This window comes from Bacillus pinisoli, assembly GCF_023036475.1.
Taxonomy (GTDB): Bacteria; Bacillota; Bacilli; order Bacillales; family SA4; genus Bacillus_BS; species Bacillus_BS pinisoli.
Genome location: NZ_JAJQKI010000002.1, coordinates 22,344 through 43,630 on the forward strand (window position 1 = coordinate 22,344; position 21,287 = coordinate 43,630).

21 protein-coding genes and 1 pseudogene are annotated in these 21,287 nt (G+C 37.2%); 4 read left to right on the forward strand and 18 right to left on the reverse strand.

The window, feature by feature from the left end; translation table 11 throughout:
* Positions 1 to 85: 85 nt before the first annotated feature.
* Positions 86 to 676: a CBO0543 family protein gene (locus LT143_RS02455; protein WP_246939259.1), complete on the forward strand. Its 591-nt coding sequence runs from the start codon at positions 86 to 88 to the stop codon at positions 674 to 676.
* A gap of 162 nt (positions 677 to 838) precedes the next feature.
* Here the strand turns inward: LT143_RS02455 and LT143_RS02460 are convergent, their stop codons facing one another.
* Complete coding sequence (locus tag LT143_RS02460; protein ID WP_246939262.1) at positions 839 to 2,212, reverse strand: MATE family efflux transporter; 1,374 nt, start codon at positions 2,210 to 2,212, stop codon at positions 839 to 841.
* A 191-nt stretch (positions 2,213 to 2,403) separates the two neighbouring features.
* On the opposite strand from LT143_RS02460, the gene LT143_RS02465 reads away from it, so the two are divergent.
* Positions 2,404 to 2,976: a YdcF family protein gene (locus tag LT143_RS02465; protein WP_246939265.1), complete on the forward strand. Its 573-nt coding sequence runs from the start codon at positions 2,404 to 2,406 to the stop codon at positions 2,974 to 2,976.
* A 247-nt stretch (positions 2,977 to 3,223) separates the two neighbouring features.
* Here LT143_RS02465 and LT143_RS02470 read toward each other — a convergent pair whose 3' ends face one another.
* The 14 genes and pseudogenes from LT143_RS02470 to LT143_RS02535 form a co-directional block, all read right to left on the reverse strand.
* On the reverse strand, positions 3,224 to 3,418 hold the full coding sequence (locus LT143_RS02470) for a hypothetical protein (protein WP_246939268.1): 195 nt from the start codon (positions 3,416 to 3,418) through the stop codon (positions 3,224 to 3,226).
* A 208-nt stretch (positions 3,419 to 3,626) separates the two neighbouring features.
* Entirely contained in the window at positions 3,627 to 4,598 is a 972-nt protein-coding gene (locus LT143_RS02475) for an aldo/keto reductase (protein ID WP_246939271.1), read from the reverse strand.
* 24 nt (positions 4,599 to 4,622) lie between these two features.
* Complete coding sequence (locus LT143_RS02480; protein WP_246939273.1) at positions 4,623 to 5,471, reverse strand: M55 family metallopeptidase; 849 nt, start codon at positions 5,469 to 5,471, stop codon at positions 4,623 to 4,625.
* Between the two features lie 217 nt (positions 5,472 to 5,688).
* A complete protein-coding gene (locus LT143_RS02485) occupies positions 5,689 to 7,143 on the reverse strand; it encodes an ATP-binding protein (protein WP_246939275.1) in 1,455 nt (484 codons plus the stop codon).
* A gap of 100 nt (positions 7,144 to 7,243) precedes the next feature.
* Entirely contained in the window at positions 7,244 to 8,314 is a 1,071-nt protein-coding gene (locus LT143_RS02490) for an acyl-CoA dehydrogenase family protein (RefSeq protein ID WP_246939277.1), read from the reverse strand.
* Positions 8,311 to 9,462 (reverse strand): acyl-CoA dehydrogenase family protein, encoded by a 1,152-nt coding sequence (locus LT143_RS02495; protein ID WP_246939279.1) that lies wholly within the window; start codon positions 9,460 to 9,462, stop codon positions 8,311 to 8,313. Before LT143_RS02495 ends, LT143_RS02490 begins: the two co-directional genes overlap by 4 nt.
* 24 nt (positions 9,463 to 9,486) lie before the next feature.
* Positions 9,487 to 10,308, reverse strand: coding sequence for a nickel pincer cofactor biosynthesis protein LarC (larC, locus tag LT143_RS02500; protein WP_246939282.1), 822 nt, complete (start codon positions 10,306 to 10,308; stop codon positions 9,487 to 9,489).
* Positions 10,309 to 10,353: 45 nt separating this feature from the next.
* Positions 10,354 to 11,127, reverse strand: a complete 774-nt coding sequence (gene larB, locus LT143_RS02505; RefSeq protein WP_246939284.1) for a nickel pincer cofactor biosynthesis protein LarB — start codon at positions 11,125 to 11,127, stop codon at positions 10,354 to 10,356.
* On the reverse strand, positions 11,128 to 11,949 hold the full coding sequence (gene larE / locus LT143_RS02510; RefSeq protein ID WP_246939287.1) for an ATP-dependent sacrificial sulfur transferase LarE: 822 nt from the start codon (positions 11,947 to 11,949) through the stop codon (positions 11,128 to 11,130).
* Entirely contained in the window at positions 11,940 to 12,947 is a 1,008-nt protein-coding gene (gene larC2, locus LT143_RS02515) for a nickel pincer cofactor biosynthesis protein LarC2 (protein ID WP_246939290.1), read from the reverse strand. Before larC2 ends, larE begins: the two co-directional genes overlap by 10 nt.
* Positions 12,948 to 12,983: 36 nt before the next feature.
* The gene (locus tag LT143_RS02520; protein WP_246939293.1) at positions 12,984 to 13,160 is read right to left on the reverse strand and encodes a UxaA family hydrolase; all 177 of its coding nucleotides are present in this window, start codon (positions 13,158 to 13,160) and stop codon (positions 12,984 to 12,986) included.
* Positions 13,138 to 13,419: pseudogene (locus LT143_RS02525) on the reverse strand (UxaA family hydrolase). The gene LT143_RS02520 and the pseudogene LT143_RS02525 overlap by 23 nt, the downstream one beginning before the upstream one ends.
* A 14-nt stretch (positions 13,420 to 13,433) precedes the next feature.
* Positions 13,434 to 13,724 carry a UxaA family hydrolase gene (locus LT143_RS02530; RefSeq protein WP_246939296.1) on the reverse strand — a complete coding sequence of 97 codons (291 nt, stop codon included), beginning with the start codon at positions 13,722 to 13,724 and terminating at the stop codon, positions 13,434 to 13,436.
* Positions 13,725 to 13,739: 15 nt separating this feature from the next.
* Positions 13,740 to 15,005 (reverse strand): nickel pincer cofactor-dependent isomerase, group 22, encoded by a 1,266-nt coding sequence (locus LT143_RS02535; RefSeq protein ID WP_246939299.1) that lies wholly within the window; start codon positions 15,003 to 15,005, stop codon positions 13,740 to 13,742.
* Between the two features lie 312 nt (positions 15,006 to 15,317).
* Between LT143_RS02535 and LT143_RS02540 the strand changes: the two genes are divergently transcribed.
* Entirely contained in the window at positions 15,318 to 17,015 is a 1,698-nt protein-coding gene (locus LT143_RS02540; protein ID WP_246939302.1) for an IlvD/Edd family dehydratase, read from the forward strand.
* Positions 17,016 to 17,127: 112 nt separating this feature from the next.
* Here LT143_RS02540 and LT143_RS02545 read toward each other — a convergent pair whose 3' ends face one another.
* The 3 genes from LT143_RS02545 to LT143_RS02555 are packed head-to-tail and all read right to left on the reverse strand — an operon-like array spanning position 17,128 to position 20,103.
* Complete coding sequence (locus LT143_RS02545; protein ID WP_246939305.1) at positions 17,128 to 18,081, reverse strand: 2-hydroxyacid dehydrogenase; 954 nt, start codon at positions 18,079 to 18,081, stop codon at positions 17,128 to 17,130.
* Between the two features lie 5 nt (positions 18,082 to 18,086).
* A complete protein-coding gene (locus LT143_RS02550; RefSeq protein ID WP_246939308.1) occupies positions 18,087 to 19,274 on the reverse strand; it encodes a CaiB/BaiF CoA transferase family protein in 1,188 nt (395 codons plus the stop codon).
* 19 nt (positions 19,275 to 19,293) lie between these two features.
* Positions 19,294 to 20,103: an enoyl-CoA hydratase/isomerase family protein gene (locus tag LT143_RS02555; protein WP_246939311.1), complete on the reverse strand. Its 810-nt coding sequence runs from the start codon at positions 20,101 to 20,103 to the stop codon at positions 19,294 to 19,296.
* A 183-nt stretch (positions 20,104 to 20,286) separates the two neighbouring features.
* Here LT143_RS02555 and LT143_RS02560 point away from each other — a divergent pair, with 183 nt between their 5' ends.
* Positions 20,287 to 21,240, forward strand: a complete 954-nt coding sequence (locus tag LT143_RS02560) for a bile acid:sodium symporter family protein (protein WP_246939314.1) — start codon at positions 20,287 to 20,289, stop codon at positions 21,238 to 21,240.
* Positions 21,241 to 21,287 lie beyond the last annotated feature (47 nt).

Below are 21,287 nucleotides of genomic sequence, written 5' to 3' on the forward strand. Positions count from 1 at the left end.
TCCATCTTTTTATAGATAATTGATATTAACATGACCACAGTGGGACAAACTATACTCAAAACCTAAAAATGTGGTGTTTCTGTTGTTGATTCTGATTATACAAGACTTATTCCATTTATATGTAATGAATTCTATTTCCTTAGATCAATTACTTGAAGTAGAAAAAGATTTTTACCAAACATTGCAGACTTATTGGCGACAACATAATTACTTACAACCAAAATGGTGGTTCATTATTTCATTAAGTGCTCTTTCACCTATTGCGTGGTTCTTTCTTATTGATAAAAAACGAATAACTGAAATTACTTGTTTTGGCTTGTTTTATGGGACTGCAGCCTCCATTCTTGATTCAATTGGAAGTAATGCGTTGTTCTGGATTTATCCTGTTCGGATTACACCCTATATATATCCGCAGTTTTATCCTTATGATGTAGGTATCGTCATCATTCCATTTATGATCGCTTATCAAAGATGGCAGCAAGATTTCAAAAAATTCTTCTTAGCTTCTGGAGTTTTAGCAGCATTCCTTGCATTTATAGCCGAGCCGACTATGGAAGTACTTGGAATCTATAAAGAACTAATCTGGAAGAATTATTACTCTTTTCCAATTTATTGGCTATTAAGTGTTGTTTGTTGGAAAATTATACAAAAATTTAAAGCATGGGAAAAAGGATAAGTACCATAACATTTGGACATACACAGAGAAAAAACCATATACCTACAAAATAAAAACGCATCGTTGTTAAATACAAACAGTTTTGAGGAGAAACATTCAGGTAAGAATCCCTTATGGTTTGTACTTTGAATGTGCGTTTTTTATGTTCTTACATCATGAAGATTATGAAGAAGAAACATCCGTCCATAGCTCACTATACTTTTTCTTCTGAATATAAATTAGTCTACCAGATAACCCGATACCTGCAGCAAGCAACCCTATTGTAAGACCAATCCAATAACCAGCTGCTCCAAAATCTGTTTTATGCGCTAAAAGATATCCCAGCGGTAAACAGATGAGCCAATATGAAATTAAAGTCATAATAAATGCTATATTTACATCCTTATAACCACGTAAGGCTGCCTGTGCTGTTGCCTGAAGGGCGTCAGCCATTTGAAAGAATAAAGCGTATATTAAAAAGCTTGCAATTAATGTAATGACTTCCAAATCATTGGAGTAAAAAGCAGCTACCTGATAGCGGAAAATCACAACGAGTATGCCTGTAAATAACGCAACCAATATGGATAACCATATTCCTAACCAACTATAGATCTTTGCATCCTTATACCTTTTTGCACCAACCTCAAACCCAACCAATACAGTTAAAGCCATTGATATACTAATGGGAATCATATAGAGGAATGAAACGATATTTAAAGCTGATTGATATGCTGCAATTGTAGAAATTGCATATTTGCTAATAAGAATAGTGACGACCGCGAACATACTTGTTTCAAAAAAGCTAGATAGACCCATAGGTACACCGATTTTTAAGATCTCTTTACTCTTATTCCAGGTAAACGATTTAAAGTCTGCTAAAAATAAATAAAGAGAAAAAGGTTCTTTCGTTTTAGTTATCCACGCAGTCATAAGTGCAATAATCCAATAAGTAATAGAAGTTGCATAGCCAGCTCCTGCTCCGCCAAGCATCGGAAAACCCCATACACCAAAAATTAAAACATAGTTTAACACAAAATTTATAGGCAAGGATGCCACCATAATAATCATCACTACCCTTGTTTCTCCAAGCGCATAAATAAATGAACGTAGTACATTAAATATGAATAATGGAATAATGCCATAACTAAGTCCAACTAAATAATCATAGGCAATCGTATGAACCTCAGGTGCAGCATTCATTAAATCTAATAAGTCATCAAGAAAGAAGATTCCTAGAATTATAATGAGGAAAGCAATTAGAAAAGCTAAATAGATTCCATGAGTGACAATGGATGAAACTTCCCGGTTTTTCTTTTCCCCAAATCGTTGTGCCGCAATAGGAGATACCGCAAGTAATATTCCGCTTAAGCCAATAAAAATTGGACTCCAAATAGCAGATCCAATAGCTACCCCTGCTAAATCAGAAGGATTGAACTTCCCTGACATAATTGTATTAAAGAAGACCATAGAAAACATACCAAGCTGAGTAATCAAGATCGGAATTAGCATAAAAAATATTTGTTTTAGTTTTTCTCTGATTGTATATGTTTGTTTCACGGTCTTATCTCCTAGTATGTATAATTTGCAAACTTTATTATAGTCTATAAAGAGGTAAATTACCCGATAAAAGTTTTCCCAAGATTGTTGGTACATTAATATAATTTACATTCTATTAAATTACAACATTTTACATTCCAAACAAAAAAAAGTTTATAATTTTACATATGGTATTTTTAAAGGAGAGTTACATGAAACGTATTATTCGACTGGTAATCTATTTAACTTTGATTGCATCAATCTCTTATATCAGCATCATTCACAACCTCATTGCAGAAACCGCTAAGAATGCCCCACCCCGTCATGCTGATTATCTTGTCATACTCGGTGCAAAGATAAACGGAAAAGAAATGTCACTAGCCTTGTACAACCGCGTGAAAGTTGCTTTACGTTACTTAAAAGAAAACCCTCAGACCATAGTTATAGTTTCTGGAGGTCAAGGACCTGGTGAAGATATTACGGAAGCAGAGGCTATGTCTACCTATCTAATAAAAGAAGGAATATCCGTCGATCGAATTATTTTAGAAGATCAATCTACAACAACTTATGAAAACTTATCATACTCTATGAAATTGCTCAACCCTAATAAGCAAATGATTATCGTAAGCAATGATTTTCATCTATTCCGTTCTAAAATGATTGCTGAACGCTTAGGTTACAAAGAAGTATATACGCTTCCAGCAGAAACACCTTGGATTGTGAAACCAAAGTTATGGATTAGAGAATACGCGGCTGTATGTAAGACTTGGTTGTTCGATCGATGAGAAGGAGAAATAATAAAGGTTGTTTTCGTTTATATTGTTGCTTTCGTAAAATTCTCAGGAAGCCGGATTTTTATTTGTTAGTACAAAGTCTCTGTTTTAAATCCAGTGAGTTGCTCTTTTCTAATCTTTAATAAATCAGTTTAATCATACTTAATATGGCAAAATTGCTGAAATATAAGATTGAAAAGAAACAAAGTTTTAGAAAAGAGCCATAATAAAAGATCTACTAACGTTTAATGTCATTTTGTTATGCATTTTTTCTCTCCTTTTTAATTTGGTTAAGAGTTATTACCAAACCAGTAAATCCTGCAGCAAAGGATGGTGGAATGCTCCACACCAAGTAGCCCCATTGCCCTGTACATAATGATATGACGAGAAAGAAAACTGGAAAACCTATTAACACCATTAAAGAAACAACTAGTGCACATTTATTACTTATCATAAAAAAACCTCCATAGAAAAACACTCATTGTGGGACAGCTGTATTCCAAAATTACCAACTTAATTTTACCATATAATGCTAATAGTTCTTGTTCTTCTCAGAAAAAATCTAAAATGAATATGAATAACAAGGAAAATAGCACCCTATTTCACACTATGACAATAACTAGCATGTCAAAATGTAAAATGGGTGCTTTTTATAGATAGTTCTATAAAGCTTCCTCTGTACGATCTGTTGCTGGTGGCGGAGTGATAGATAAGCCTGAAATTTCATCACGCCATTTAGAAGTCATGTCAATGTCTAATGCGGCCAAGGAATACTCTAGTTGTTCCACATTTCTAGCTCCGATAATAGGAGCCGTTACAGAAGGATGAGCCATAACCCAAGCTACAGCAAGTGTTGCTGGGTGAACTTCATGTTCATGTGCGTACGCAGTAAAACGTTCTGCCACTTCAAAGTTTAGTTGAGCTCCATAACGCTTTGTATAATTTTCTTGATCAACAATTCGACCCTCACTAGGCTTACGATTCACTCCATACTTTCCTGTTAATAGACCTCCACCAAGTGGACTGTATGTAATGACGCCCATTTGTTCTGATTCAGCTAGAGGAAGGATTTCCACTTCAGCCTGGCGTTTCACAAGATTATACATGGGCTGGATTAGTTCAAATCGTGCTAGCTGTTCTTTAGCTGAAATTCCAAGAGCCTTTGCAATCTGCCACGCAGCAAAGTTACTAACTGCAGGATAAATTATTTTTCCTTGTCTTTGTAGGTCATCAAGTGCACGTAATGTCTCCTCAATTGGGGTAGTAGCATCAAACTTATGTACAAAATAAAAGTCAATTCTATCTGTTTTCAATCTACTTAAGCTTCTTTCAACTTCTAACATAATATGTCGACGAGACAGTCCCCCTGCATTCACATCTTTTCCTGTAGGGAAAAATACTTTAGAGGTTAGAACAATTTCATCTCTACAATCAGAGATGCATTCACCCAATATTTCTTCCGCTTCTCCATTACTGTACATATTAGCACAATCAAAGAAATTAATTCCCGCTTCTCTCGTTCTCTTGAACATTGCCTTGGACGTTTCCTTATCAGCATTACCACCAAAAGACATTGTTCCAAAGCAAAGGCTTGAAACCTTAATTCCCGTTCTTCCAACTGTCCGATATTGCACTTGTATCCCTCCATTTCTCTTTATTTAAGCATTAACATGACCTAAAACACCATTTGTAGCTGTCATCGCAATAATCACACAACCCCACATATGTTTATATGCAGTAACCATATCTTCACATGTGAAGCGGATTGTTTTTGGATCTACTAGCGTAACAGAAGGAATTGTAGTTGTCATAAGTGCTTGAGAGGGACTCTTCATTTCAATCTCAAAAGTAATTGGACCTTCCACTTTAAGAGGGCTAAATTGATCAATCCGTCTTACAGCTTTCTCCACTCTTTCCATTATTAGCTCATGAGCTTTTACAGGATGAAGCAATTCTGCTGAAAAACGATCAATCCCTCTTTTTACAATTGCTGATTCCACATCTGGTAATGTTTCAAGTACTTCATTCACATAAGAATCATCACCTGAAATAAAAATAGCTGGGACCTGAAATTGTCCAGCAACCATCGCGTTCATTTCCGTTTCTCCAACTACTCTCCCGTTAATTTTCATCTCATTCACACAGATACCAGCTAACGTATGACTAATCACTGTTCGTTCAGATCCACCCTCGCGTCCATGATGCCCAACAAAGAGAATACCAGCAAAACTATCATCTAATCCCTCTAGTTGACACATCACACGGTTGCTACCTTGAACAAGTGTTGCTCTCGAATCTAAATCCTCTATAAAGATGTTAGACATATTACCGTGCCCATCTGCTACAAGAACTTCAGTTGCTCCACCATTAAAAGCCCCTTTAATTGCAGCGTTCACATCCTGAGTCATTAATTTTCTAAATCGTTGATACTCCGCTGGTGTCTTAAGCTGTTGGCCGGTAGCTACTCCTGATATCCCTTCAATATCTGCTGAAATAAACAGTTTCAATTGCACTCTCTCCTTTTTCACATTACCTACAAGTAATTTTTGTTATGTAACGATTATTTCAATTAAACAATACTAATATGATTAATTAAGAAAAAAGTCTATCCTACCAAAGAATAGACTCCATTCACTTTTATAAAAAGGCTGTTTTCTAAACATTAAATACTACATTTTTCGTTAAAAGTCAGAGAAATTCAGATCATATAGGTTAGAAGAAAACTTATGAAACAAACAGTGGTAGGGTTACCGTAAATGTTGTCCCTCTACCCACCTGACTATCACAATTTATTACACCTTGATGATTTTTGATGATTCGTTGTGTAATCATCAAGCCTAAGCCATTCCCCTTTGTTTTAGTTGTATAGAAGGGTTCTCCAATGCTTTTTATTTTCTCCTCGGTAATTCCACAACCTTCATCTATTACCTTTATACTTACTTCATGGATTGTATGACTACAAACAACTCGTACTTTGCCTTTCATACTTGATTCCATTGACTCAATTGAATTTTTTATCAAATTAATAAATACTTGTTTAATTTGATTTCTATCGCCATTAATTAGTAAGATATCTTGATCAGAAGTAATTTCCATATCGACGCCACTTGTAAACGCCTGTGATTCCATCAAGAACATAACATCTTTTAACAAAACTACTATATTAAATGGAACCATTTGAAGTGCTTGTGGCTTTGCGAGCATCATTAATTCACCGGCTATTCGGTCTATGCTCTCAATTTCAGTCTGAATGACATCTAGATACTCTGGTTTAATATGAGCGGGATCTTCCTTCATCATTTTGATAAATCCTTTTATGGTAGTTAGAGGGTTACGAATCTCATGGCCAATGCCAGCTGAAAGTTCACCTAACAATGACAGTTTCTCTTTTTTTACAAGAGCTTCTTCTGCTCTTTTTTTATCACTAATATCAATAGTTGAACCAATGATTTGTGTGGTCTTATGTTGTTCAACGACAGGACTAAGGACCGTTAGTAATGTTCCTCCCGTTTGGTCTTTTTCTTCAAACACGATTTTTTCCTGGTTATTCCAACATTGGTTATACCTATTAATAATTTCAACAGCAATCTCTCTCTCCATAATGTCCTGTGGTCTTTTTCCAACCACTTCCTTAGTAAGTTCTTCGTAGTTTTGAAGAATTTGTCCGTCAAACAGAGTGTAAATATAGTCATCGGCTTTCTTCTCTAAACTATAAATTAGCCCTTGTTGGTGATGAATCACTTTTTGAAACATTTCCTTAGTAGACAGTATTTCCTCTTGATATCGTTTTCGTAAACTTATATCACGTGCAATACCTATTATATTAATACAAGTGGTTTCATCTTCTTCAAATACTGGAATTATGGTTGTTTCAAATGTCTTTATAATTCCATTTAGAGTTATACATTCCTCATATGTTAAAGAACTTCGAGAGAGGATCGCAGCTTGATACTTTCGGATAACCTCTTGCGCTTCTTCGTAGGGAATAATATCTTCTACTCTCTTATTTATAATTTGCTTCTTCATAAGTCCAGAACTCTTCAAGTAAGCATTATTTACTTCAATACAACGGTAAACATCATCTTCTTCCACTCTTATTACGAATATCATATCCTCTAGATAATTAAAAAGAGATTTAAAATTAATTGTCTTATTTTCTAACAATCTACTTATAATCATGTTTTACCCCTGTATATTTGTTAATAAAGTTACTAATATTATACATTTATCTATAATGAATATCTATCCTTCTTTTTACACATGCGCTATACTAATAGGATTATTCTTTAAAGCTAGTAATATAAGGCCATAGTTGATCAAAAGATGTTGTTAATATTTCTTGACCAAGTGCTTTTGCCCAAGTTGTCTCCGCTCCACATTCTTCTCTCCAAGACCACAATCTTCTTGTGCTCTGATGAAGAGGATGTTCATCAGTAAAGCCCATTGCAGCATGAACTTGATGTGCAATTCTAGTAACTTTTTCTGCTGCATCCCCTAGTTGAATTTTTGCCATCGCTACTTCATCTTGTCCGATTTTACGATCCACTTTATTTACAATATAGTCTGCAACTGCCATAGAAGCTGTAACCTCACCCGCTAATATTGCTAATTGCTGCTGTATCGCTTGAAACTTACTGATGGGCTTTCCAAATTGTATTCTCTCTTTTGAATAAGAGACTGACAATTCTAGAACCCTTTCAAGAGCTCCGGTCATCATCATAACCCGTGTTAAAGTTAGTAAATTTAATAGCTCTTCTATTTTTATTGGATCAATTTCCTTTACTGATTCCAAAGTGATTTCAACATTTTTTAATAAAATACAATTCCTAGGTTCTCCCGCTAAACTGTTGTTTGAGTGAATCTCACAATCCTGTAAAGGTATACTTGCAGCTAATTTATTTCCATTTGGGTCCATCCCTATTACAATGATAAAATCTGCATCTCTTCCCCATGGCACAAAGCTTGCAGTGCCATTAAGGCTATACGTGTCACCCATTCGATTAAAATTAATCACATCTTGTGATAGCTCTTGAGAGAATGTTGTAATCCCCGGAACCATCGTAAATCCTATAGATGTTAAAAACCAGTTTGATAGAATATGTTCTGCATATGGAATGGGAGCGGCATAATAGCCAGTTAGCTTTAATATAGAGAAAAAATCACCTAGGTCTCCACCTGAGCCACCATTCTCTTCCTCAATTGCCACAGAAGTGACTCCAAGTTCTTCTAATTTCTTCCATAGGCTTACCGGAAAAACACCCTGTTCTGCTTGAGTTATTAGTTCTTTAGAACAATGATCCTTTAATAGTTTAGCAACAGTTTCTTCTAACATTTCTCGAATGTCACTCATCGTACTCCTAACCCCCTTGCAATAATTCCACGCAGAATTTCTGTTGTTCCACCACGTAGAGTAAATCCAGGTGAGTGTAATATGGCTTGAGCTAATAATTTATCATATGTTGATTCAGCTGTGACAGATGGTTTACTAGGAATTAATAAACGAGCTACTTTTATCACTTCATTTTCATATTCAGTTCCTAAGTCCTTCACTAAAGCTGCGGCTACTTCAGGGGTAACCCCTTTTTCTAATAGGCCTGCAACCCCTAATGACATATGTCGCAATGTCCATAACCTTGCAACCAGTCTCCCAATCTCAATAGTAGCATGATCACTTGAAGTGTAGGATAGCTGCTTAACAAGCTCCGCTAAAAGGGGATACGTACTCATAATTCGTTCAGGACCGCTTCTTTCATAGGCTAACTCTGCCAAACTCTGTTTCCATCCCTGACCTACTTCACCTATAATCATATCGTCTGACACTTCAACATCTTCCATAATCACTTCGTTAAAGTGATGCTCTCCAGTCATTAGATGAATCGGACGAATTGTTACACCTGGCGCATGAAGATCTAGTAATATTTGACTAAGACCCTCATGTTTTTTCTCACCTAAAGCTTCTGTTCTACAGAGGGTAACCATGTAATGACAATGATGAGCGCCACTTGACCAAATTTTACTACCGTTTAAAACCCATTTCTCTCCTACTCTTTTAGCACGAGTGGATACTGAAGCCAGGTCAGATCCGGAATTTGGTTCACTAAGCCCAATTGCAAAATACACCTCACCCTTTGCGATTCCTGGAAGGATTTTTCTTCTCTGTTCTTCTGTTCCATACTTTAACAATAATGGACCTGTTTGACGATCAGCAAACCAATGGGCTGCAACCGGTGCGCCACTCGCTAGTAACTCCTCTGTTACGACAAATCGTTCCAATGCTGAACGTTCTTGACCACCATACTCTTTAGGCCATGTTAAACCTAGCCATCCTTGTTCCCCTATCTTTCTGCTGAACTCGGCAGAATATCCACCTAACCAAGAATCACATTTTGGTTCAAAGCTTCCTTTTTCTTTTTCCCTAAGTAAAAATTCTCTAACCTCTTGCTGAAGGTGTAATGCTGATTCTGGTAACTCTATACTCGGTAGCTTTAGTTGTCTCATAGTAAGAACCTCCTTGAACTATTTTTATTCACCAAGTATGACTCTTAATACGTTAGGATGGTTCGGGAAGTCTTTTGTCCCTGCTCCATATCCTACTGATTTAATTGTCATTGACGGAATAGGACCAAAATGATTGCATACTGCTGCTAACACTCCTGCTCCAGTAGGAGTAGTTAACTCACCTTTTACGTTACTTTCTGTTATCGGAATTCCAACTAATAATTCCAGTGTGGCTGGGGCTGGTACTGGATAGATCCCGTGATCAATGTGAATTTTCCCAGACCCTACAGGAACAGAAGAAGAATAAATACGCTCAACATTTATATCATGCAAGAGAATAGATATCCCTACAATATCAACAATAGAATCGACTGCCCCTACTTCATGGAAATGAACGTCCTCAACAGGTACACCGTGGATTCGGGCTTCAGCTTCTCCTATTTTTCTAAAGATGGATATGGCTGTTTCCTCAATATCCGCTCCCAATTCAGCCTCTTTAATTAACTTGACTATAGATGAATAACTGCGATGTTCATGGCTGTGATGGGTATGATGGTGTTCAAGTTGGTGGTGAATATGCTCGTGGGTTGTATCTGAATTAACATGATTGGCCGGTTGTAAAACTGTTTCTTTGACAGCCTCGGACTGAGATAGAAGTACATTACATTTAGTGGCTACAATCCCCTTCTTATTTACTTTCTTTATATGTAGCTTAAATTCATGAGATAGTCCTAGTTTTGCTAACTGCATTTTTAATTTCTCAATGTCTGCACCACAATCAATCAGTGCTCCTAACAACATATCCCCGCTAATTCCTGAGAAACAATCTATGTATAAAGTACGCATGAGGATCACCTACCTTTTATTTACTTGTAGAGCTCTATAGAATGACTATCTTTCTTGATGAATCATACGGTGAATGAGTCCAGCATTATAACCACCACCAAAACCGTTATCTATATTAACAACGCTAATACCAGATGCGCATGAATTAATCATGGATAATAATGCGGATAATCCTCCAAAATTTGCTCCATACCCCACACTTGTAGGGACAGCGATAACAGGATGTGACACCAGTCCGCCAACAGCACTAGGCAAAGCCCCCTCCATTCCAGCAATGACAACAGATACGGTTGCCCCTTGAATCAGTTCTAAATGATGCAGCAATCGATGTAATCCTGCAACACCTACATCATGGATACGCTCTACTCTGCATCCCATAGACTCCAGTGTAACAACTGCTTCTTCTGCGACCGCTAAATCAGAAGTTCCCGCGCAAATGACAGCACAGTAACCTGGATATAGAAATGTCTGTTCTTGTCGATCCTTCCAACTCAAAGTTTTGGCTAAAGAATTATATGTCAATTCAGGAATCTTCGATAAAATAATTTGTGCTTTCTCTTTAGATACCCTAGTCGCTAATATTCTTGTCACTGAGTTGTTTCTTAGCGACTGGACAATATTAACAATCTGTTCAGCTGTTTTACCTTCGCCATAAATAATTTCGGGAAACCCTTGTCTTCTCTCACGGTGGAGATCAATGGTTGCAAACCCAAGTGCATCAAAGGTTTTTAATTGATGCTTTGCTTCTTCAACCCTTAGTTCTCCATCTCTAACTTTTTCTAATATTTTTTCTATATTTCCTGTTTTTCCTGTTGCCATCTATTTCACCTTCAAGACTTCGTTCATACTTCCAGTTCGATATCCCATTAAATCAACAGTTACGTATGTAAAGCCTAGCTCCTTTAATTTTTCATCAATCCTCTGATTATGGAAGAAAATACTCTGAAGCTCATCTGCATCCACTTCAATTCTAGCAATTTTGTCATGATGTCTAACACGAACCTGCCTTAGACCAATCTCTTTTAACAGATAATTCTCTGCGATATCCAGTTGATTGATCGCTCTTTCTGTAATCTTTGTTCCATAGGGTATTCGTGAGGATAAGCATGCAAAAGATGGTTTATTCCAAGTCTTTAAGTTCATCTCTCTTGAAAGTTCCCTTATCTCATCCTTCGTTAAATCGGCTTCCTTTAAAGGACTCCTTACGCCTTTTTCTCTAAGTGCTTTCATGCCCGGTCTATAATCGGTTGCATCACTCGCGTTTGTACCATCAAGGATAAAGGGATAACCTTGCTCTTTTGCAAGAGTAACGAGTCGGCTGTGAAGACCACTTCTACAGTAGTAGCACCGATTTTTATCATTTCTTAAGAAATCCTCATTTTCAAACTCTTTTATATCAATTGTAAAATAGGGTACTCTTAATTCTTCTGCTAGTGTAATAGCTTCATCAAATTCTCGTTGTGGAAATGTTTCAGAGGAAGCGGTAACTGCCAACATCTTGTCCCCCAGTTCCTGTTTAGCTCGAGCTACAAGAAACGCACTGTCTACTCCCCCGGAATAGGCAATTAGAACATTTCCCATTTCTCTCAGAATTCGGCCAAGTTCCTTATTTTTATCGTATATGGTCTTTGTTACATCCATTCTTTAACTCTCCTTTCCTTGTTCGATACAACATGACGTCCGTATAATTTCTGTATGTGATACACCGCTTCTTGGTATATAAGTTTTAGCGGTACTGCATTCTTCAAAGCTAATCTTTTACAATCCTCATATTCAGGTGAAACTTGTACTGTTTGCCCTTCATACTTGGCTATTTTTATCTTTATTTCTCCCCACGCTGTCTCAACTACTTCATTAAACCTCCCAAGGCGATGCACATCCACCCTCATTTTTCTAACACCAATCGTTGTCGTTTCCGTGAAAATTATTGATTCCATTTTCTTTAACATTCTATTCTGACATAGGATATTTAACATAAAGGCATGTCTACCTTTTTTCATCATAATAGGTTGTGCAAACACATCGTTTGCACCAGCATTCAATAACTGCTCCATTACATATGGGAGAATTTCTGGGTTCATGTCATCAATATTTGCTTGGAGAAGTAGCATGTCTGTGTCAACATGCTCATAAAGGTGAGAATGATGTTGTTGAACGTCTTCTATTTTTAAAATATAAACATGGCAATCAACTAAATCTGTTGGTATTGTCACTTTACTCTTAATTTGAAAAGTTAAAGTAGACTCTTCAACTTGATATTGTAATAGTTGGTGTGTATTTAACACCCTTAAAATACACGCCATAGAGGGTGAAAATTCATTATTAACATGCTTGTCATACTTGACTGTTAATCCTGTTAAATTAACATTACTAAACAGCGTTCTCTCTGAGAGCACATGTGGAAAAACTAACACATAATCTATCTTATGTTTTAAAATCCATTTAAGACATGCAATACCATTCAACACTTCTTCGGGATCAACGGTTACAGTTTCACTTTTTAGATTAGAAACGTACTCAAGAATCATAGGATGTTCTTCATAAATAGATATTGATTTATCAAAAGGAGAAATCGTACATAAACCCTCAAAGAGCTGTGATAAAGTTAATACTTCAATCTTTTCTATTAATAGTTTCAAGGTTTTCTCCCTTCTCTATCTTTATTAATCTAGTGATTATGGTAATCTTGTAACACAAAACTGTTCGTCATGTCCTAGCACTTCAGATTTCACCATTTTTCCAGAAGCAACCTCAAGTATTTCTTTATAAATCTCCATTCCCATCTGCTCTAAAGATTTCTGGCCTGTTAACACTTTACCCACATTTATATCAATATTCTCTTTCATTCTCATAAGGAGAAAAACGTTCACAGCCTAACCCCACCACCACTACTCCTGCAAAATTAGGATTTTTACCTATGGAAATTAGTGTCTTGGCTGTAACCTCAAGGTCTTCTTCTACCTGACTTCATCCAACAGGGTGTCGGAAATACACACTACCAGGCACTTGGAAAGCAATTCGTTCCGCCAACTTTGCAGAGCAGAATACAGAAGGAATTATCGCAATTAGGTTTCTGACTCCTACAGAACCGTCTTTTCTCTGATAGCCCATGAAAGTGTCTGTCACTATTTCATCCCTCTTTCGCAATACATATTGTGATGATGAATATAACCACCCTTTTGTATGCCTACACTCATTCTGCCAATTTCCTCACAATACTTTAAAACTTCATTTTGACTTATGTCTCTTAACGCAAACTTATGACCAAAACTAATATCTTCTAAGACCGTCATACACTCTACTCTGTTTGGAAAGCGAACAGAACACTGATCACCCTTTGTTAAATCAGTTAATGCAACAGCTACATTGTCAGAAACATCTATAACTAATGCTGCTTTTTGAACTTCATATTCCATTGGCCACCCCAATTCTTAATGCTGTTTACTAATTCTTCTTAAAAGAACTCCCGAATCATTAAATTGAAGTACATGCGTTCCTTTAATATGGAATCTCCTTGATGTGGTATGTGTCATCTCATCGAGGACAGCTTTTGAAACGTACACTCGACCTAAATGAAGAGTATTTGCTATCTGTACAATTTTCAACTCATTATGATTAAGTTTGGGACCAAGACTTTGTATGGCCATTTCTATTGATTCTTGTTCTGTCTCATAAATCATCGGCAGCATAGCTCTCCTTAAATAAGTAGCTGTAATGGCATTTGTATAAGTAGAGTTTCGGTCTATCTTATTGACAAGTGTTTGTGTAGTAAAGTCTGCAAGTCCTATACCCTGGGCATTTCCAAAAGACTTCTCTGCCAAATCCAAAATGGCAATTCTCTTTATACTTGGATGTTCTGGCTCTGGAACCCCGTCAATCCTCCATCTTCCTATGATATTAGGATCCATACCTGTGCCACTAAAACATTTTCCCATCTCCTCAACAATTAAAATATCTACATCATCAACTGGGAGACTAGGCATCATTGATTTGGAGTATTGAAGGAGTTCTGATTCTTTTGAAATCCAATTTTCTTTTGGGACTCCCACAATATCTGCTGTTTCATCAAATCCGTTTTCAACAATGGCTAATCCCATAAGGATCGGGCTATTCATTAATGCAAATGTACAAACATCCTCTATGTTCTCAGCCATTTTTAACGCTCCGTCACTATGAACGAACGTTGCACCCTTTATTTTCCCTAGGCCAATTGTGACCATTTTACTTAACCCGCTTTCCACTTTACCTTTGAAAGCAGTGTGAGCTTTGATTCTATTAATAACTATAATCCCATCAGAGTGGTAAGCATGACGATCCATATACACCGGCTGACCGTTCGGCGTTTCACCAAGAAACACAACATCCATAGAAGAGCGAATTTCAACTTCCAATACCTCTTCTGTGATACCAAGATGTTTTAGAACTTCTACTTGTCCTTCTGCAGTACCACCACCATGGCTTCCCATCGATGGAACTAAAAATGGAGTGTACCCTTTCGCTTTTAAGTACATGATTGTTTCTTTTAATATAGTAATAATATTAGAGATTCCTCTACTACCAGCTGTGATTGCAATTTCTGCACCTTCTGGTAACGAAAGGTGACTAAGGTGACTGTCTAACTCATTTTGTATCTTCACTTTTATATTTTTTAATTTTTGATCGGGAAAAACTTGTTCAATCTCAATCAATTCATACATAGAGCACCTTCCTTTCATTAATTAAGATTATTCTCTTGTAGCTTGTAACAATTATGAGGTTAAATGTGAATACAATATGAAGTAAGAATCTAAGAGGGTTTTAAAATGATGTAAAAATTGTAGGGATTGACACAACCAATAAATTTTCCATAAAATAGTTATATAACAATTATATGATAGTTCAGAAAATTGGGTCAACAAACGTTTACAAATGGTTGATTTTAAGAAGTAGATAGAATGCTAGATTATTTCTAGTGAAAAAATTGGTCTTACCATACTATAATCATAACCTATTGCATCGGAGTGTGAAATATGTCTACTACAAATAAATCGAAAAAATTAACATCTTATGGTGACAGAGGTTTTAGTCAATTCATTCGCCAAGCGTTCAACCGCCATCTAGGGTACGAACCAGAGGATTATCAAAAACCAGTCATTGGAATTTGTAATACGAAAAGTGAAATTAATCGTTGTCACGCACATATCGGACCTCTTATTGATGCCATAAAGACAGGCGTGTTAATGGCAGGGGGAATCCCTTTAGAGTTTCCAACTATTTCATTAGGAGAAATTAATACAAGTCCCACAACTATGTTATATCGAAACCTTGCCGCAATGGATACAGAGGAAATGATAAGAGCTCAACCAATTGATGGTGTTGTGTTAATTGGTGGATGTGACAAAGTAACACCCTCTCAGCTGATGGGAGCTGCTTCAGCTGATATTCCTTCCATTATTATTACTGGTGGGCCTATGAATAATGGCGAGTATGAAGGCCGAACATTAGGAGCTTGCTCAGACTGCCGCTTTTTCTGGCAAGAATACCGTGGCGGAAAAGTAAATGATCAAGAAATTGACGAAATCAATCAAGCACTTGCTCCAACTGCGGGACACTGTATGGTAATGGGAAGCGCCAGTACAATGGCTGTCTGTGCAGAGGCGATGGGGATGATGCTTCCAGGGGGGGCCGCTATACCGGCAACAGAAAACAAACGATTGCAACATGCTATTCAGACTGGTAAGAAAATCGTTGAACTAGTAGAGAAGGATATAAGACCCTCTCAGATCATGACTAGAAATTCTCTAGAGAATGCTATTAGAATGCTTATGGCTGTTGGAGGTTCAACCAACGCGGTTATTCATCTTGTAGCCATTGCAGGTCGATTAAATATTGAACTTCCCTTAGATTTATTCGATGAGTTAAGTAAATCTACTCCATTTATTGCAAATCTTAGACCGGCTGGTAAATATCAAATGGAAGATTTCTATCGTGCAGGTGGTGCACCTGTTGTGATGAAGGAGCTACAATCTGTTCTTCATTTAGAAGAAATGACAGTCACCGGTAAGTCAGTGAGAGAAAATCTCGAGAGTGTTAAGTTCTCAGAGACATACCGTGATATTATTAGGACGTTTGAAGAACCTTTACATAAAGAAGGAGGAATTGCTGTTTTAAAAGGAAACTTAGCACCAAATGGAGCTGTTATTAAACCAAAAGCAGCTTCAGCTGAATTGCTAAACCATAAAGGTCGTGCAGTTGTCTTTTCTTCCTTGCAAGACCTTGAAGAAAGAATAGACGATCCTCATTTAGACATTAATCCAGAAGACATTATGGTTCTGCAAAATGCGGGGCCAGTCGGTGGTCCAGGAATGCCTGAAGCCGGAATGCTTCCAATTCCACAAAAACTATTAAAACAAGGAGTTCGGGATATGATTCGTATCTCGGATGCTCGGATGAGTGGTACGGCGTTTGGAACAGTTGTGCTCCATACAGCACCAGAAGCAGCTGTTGGTGGTCCAATTGGGCTTGTTAGAACTGGAGATCTCATAGAATTAAATGTTGAAAAACGTTCGTTGACTCTACATGTCGATGAACAAGAACTGGAAAATCGCAAAAAGGATTGGAAGCCAGTTCCAATCGTAGGTAGAGGGTATACTAGACTTTACCAAAAACATGTCCTCCAAGCAGATCAAGGGTGTGACTTTGATTTTCTACTAGGCGAAGAGAAGTAATGGCTGTTTGTTGTTAACACTAGACAAACCGGTTTGTAAGTTTTTAAAAGTGCCACAAAAAGAGAAGGCCTAGTCCAAACTTTGACTAAGCCTGCTCTTTATTGTTGGATTACTAAAAAGTGTTAATTAAACTTGGAGGTCTCTCATTGTTTAAGCCTTTTACAATATTCTCTGCTGCCAACCACGCCATTTTCATTCTTGTTTCCTCTACAGCAGACCCAATATGAGGCACTGTTACTACCTGTTTTAAGGATAACAAAGGATTATCCTCTTCGATAGGTTCTTTCGTAAAAACATCTAGTCCAGCTCCGAGGATTTTTCCACTCTGTAGTGCCTCAATTAATGCCTGCTCATCAACCGTTTCCCCTCTTGATCCGTTAATAAAGATAGCCGTTTTTTGCATAAGATTAAATTCACGTTCACCAATTAGGTGGTAGCTTTCATATGTTAATGGAGTCATTAAACAAATAAAATCAGCTGTTTTTAAAAGGTCGTCAAGGGAACAACGCTTTGCTCGATATAAATTTTCTGCTAGTTCATTTTTACTTCGATTATGGTATAAGATTTCCATATCAAAACCCATATGTGCTCGTTTAGCAATTGCAGTACCAATTCTTCCCATACCTATAATTCCAAGCTTCTTTTTATTTACGTCCACTCCAAAAAGATCTCTACCGATATGCTGCTTCCATTCACCTTTCTTTACATATGTATCAAGTTCGGAAATCCTCCTAGCTGCAGCAAGCAATAAACCGAATATCAAATCAGCAGTGGTATCTGTTAACACATCCGGTGTATTCGTGGCCATAATTCGTCTTCTTGTTAATTCTTCTAAGTCAAAATTATTATAACCAACTGAAACATTTGAGACGATTTTTAAATGTGGAGCCATGTCTAAAAATTCTTTGTCAATAAATAACCCACTCCCAATTATACCTTGAGCGTCTTTTACTGCTTCAAAAAATTGTGGGTCTTCCGAATCTACATAATATGCGTCACAAGTTTGATTTAAATAATTTACCACTTCTTTTGGCACCCTTTTATAAACGATGACTTTTGGTTTCATAGTGATTAAATGACACCTTCTTCTCTTAATCTTGATACTTCCTCACTAGTAAGGCCCATTTCCTCTTTAAAGAAGGTTTCGGTATGTTCACCTAGTAGTGGAGGATGCTTTCTAGTTTGAACATCAAGGTTAGAGAATCTTAATGGACTCTTGACTAACTTTACAGTTCCGACTGTCGGATGTTCTATTTCCTCGACAGTTTCTCTTGCTCTTACTTGTTCATGCTCAAAGACTTGTTCAATATTATTAACGGGGCCAGATGGCACTCCCGCTTTTGAAAATATGCTAAACCATTCATCTGCCGTTTTCTCAGAGATGACCTGTTGAATCTTGTCCGTTAATTCCTCACGGTGGGTTATTCGTTCAAGATTGGTTTTGTACTTTTCATCTATAGCCCATTCAGGATGACCCATTGATTCACATAGCTTTCTGTATAAACGATCATTTCCAGCACATATCATTAGAGGACGGTCACTGCATTGAAATACCTGATAAGGCACTATGTAGCTGTGACCATTTCCGATTCTGTTTGCAATCGTTCCTTTATTTAAGAAGCTGCTGGATACATTCGCTAGTGAACTAAGCTGGACATCCATTAAAGAAATATCAATATGTTGCCCTTTCCCCGTATGATCTCGTAATCTAAGAGCCGAAAGGATACTAATTGTCACATATTGAGAGGTCATAATATCTACAACCGGAACACCTACTCTCGTGGGCTCTCCATCTGGAAATCCAGTTACATCCATCATTCCCCCTATCGCTTGGATGACGGGATCAAAGCCAGGCTCATGACTAAATGGGCCTGTTTGTCCATATCCCGTAACAGAGCAAAGGATAAGTTTTGGATTAAGTTGTTTTAGCACCTCATAGCTAAGTCCCATCCGTTGCAACGTACCTGTTTTGAAGTTCTCAATTACAACATCTGCCGTTTCTACCATCTTCTTAAAAAGCATTTTACCTTTATCGTCTTTAAGATTAAGAGTGACTGACCGTTTATTACGGTTTGCACTCATATAATATGTACTTTCCCCCTCAATAAACGGAACCCAATCCCTCATACTATCAGTTCCACTTGGTGATTCAATCCGAATTACATCAGCGCCTAAATCTCCAAGAATCATAGAACCACCTGGTCCCGCATAAACCCTTGATAGATCTAATACCTTTATATCCTCTAAGGGCTGGTTCATTTTATTCCTCCTTAATAGACTATGATTTCTTTGTTTTCATTTTCTCTAATAATGTTACATACTCATGAGTATCCGTAACCACTGCCATGTGAGAAGAAACCATATCTAGATGTGTTCGCAAACTGATTTTATCGTGATTTTTGACAAGCCTCTTAATCATACGAAGTGCATTCTGAGGTTTTGAGCATAATACTTGAGCAAATTGTATGGTTTTCTCAAGTACTTCATCAGCAGGATAAACATAGTCAACCATGCCAATTAGCTTTGCTTCATCAGCGTTTATTCTATCACCAGTCCAAAGTAACTCTAATGCCTTTGATTCACCTACAATCTTTGGCAGAAAATAGCTGCCTCCATCCCCGGGCACGAGGCCTAAATGGATATATCCCTCTCCTAATCTTGCCGTATCTGCACAAAAGCGAAGATCACACATGAGAGCCATATCCAGTCCTGCTCCTATGGCATCTCCATTTATACATGCGATAACCGGTTTATCAATTTCCTCTAACAATAAGGGGATTTTTTGGATATTTTCCCACAGTGCAGCCTTTCTCTTAACCGCATCACTCCATAAATCTTCCTCCGGCTCCCCAATAAAGCCTTCACCTTTTGAGAGGGCTTTAATATCTCCACCAGCCGAAAACGCTTTCCCGGTTGCCGTTACAATTAGAACCTTCATTTTTTTGTCATTCTTGAATTCATTAAGTGCGTCATACCAACTTGAGATCATGTCATGACTAAACGAGTTTAACGCCTCTGGTCTATTCAGGGTTAGAACTGCAATACCCTCTTCTCTGCTTTCGAATACAATATGTTTACTATTTTCCATACAATCACCCCTTGTCAAAATCTTCAGTCTATTACTATTTCTAGATTGATATAGTTATCCCTTCCACTATATGCGAGAGTTTGTACAAAAAGGATGAAAAACCCCAACTTCATAAAAGACTGTTCATATAAACCGATAAATCTTATATAATTTTTATATCTTGTAGAAACTGAGGAAAGTAATATGACTCTACTTGCAAACTTCTTATCTAAAAGACTATCAATTATGATTATTCTTCTAGCAATAGGAACATATTTCTCACCTGTTTACTGGGATGTTGCCCCGTGGGTCCCCAGTCTTTTATTAGGAATGGTTATTTATTTCTCAGGTCTATCTATTAATATTGATTCGATTCAAAAGGTTAAATTAAAGAAAACAGAATTATTGTTCATTACTTTGTTAAAATGGACATTTACCGTTGTCCTTTCATTCATACTTGCCCTACTATTTGCCTCTCATCATCCTGAACTTGCCGCAGGATTACTTTTAGCGGGAACAGTCCCAAGTGCTACTGCAGCAACAGTTTATACGTTTATTGCAGGTGGTAATGCTCCCCTTGTCGTAGCTGCTTCCCTCATTGATGTAGCCATAAGTCCCATTATGACACCTATCGCTATGATGGGTTTATCAACTCAGGAGGTAACCATCTCATTTTTAAGTTTATTGCAATCTTTTTTACTTATTGTATTTCTACCCTTAGTTTTTGGAATTATTTCTCAGAAATTAGTTCCACGCTTTGTATCGTATTCCAGAACAATCACTAAAATTGGTTCTTCTGTAGCTTTATTGCTCGTCGTGCATATTATTGTTGGAAGTGGTAAGCTTGCCATTTCGGAAGAATTACTGATTCTACCTTTTGTCATAGCAGCCACCTTCATCCAAGTAACATTACCAATGTTTATCGCATATTTCGTTTGTAAGAAAATGAAGATGCAAGAAGAGGATTGCCGTGCAGCTCTCTTTCAAGTTAGTCTATGTAACTCTGCGCTTGCGGCAATCTTAGCGTATCAATTTATAGGCGAGCTGGGAGTTATGGCTCCAATCTTAAATATGGTCTTTAACTTATCAATTGGTGCCTTTATAGCAAACACTTTTGCAAAGAAATTCGAAAAGTCACTTCTGGAAAAAGCGGTGTAAACAGAAAAAGGTTCAGCCTAATACTGAACCTTTTTACTACATGTACA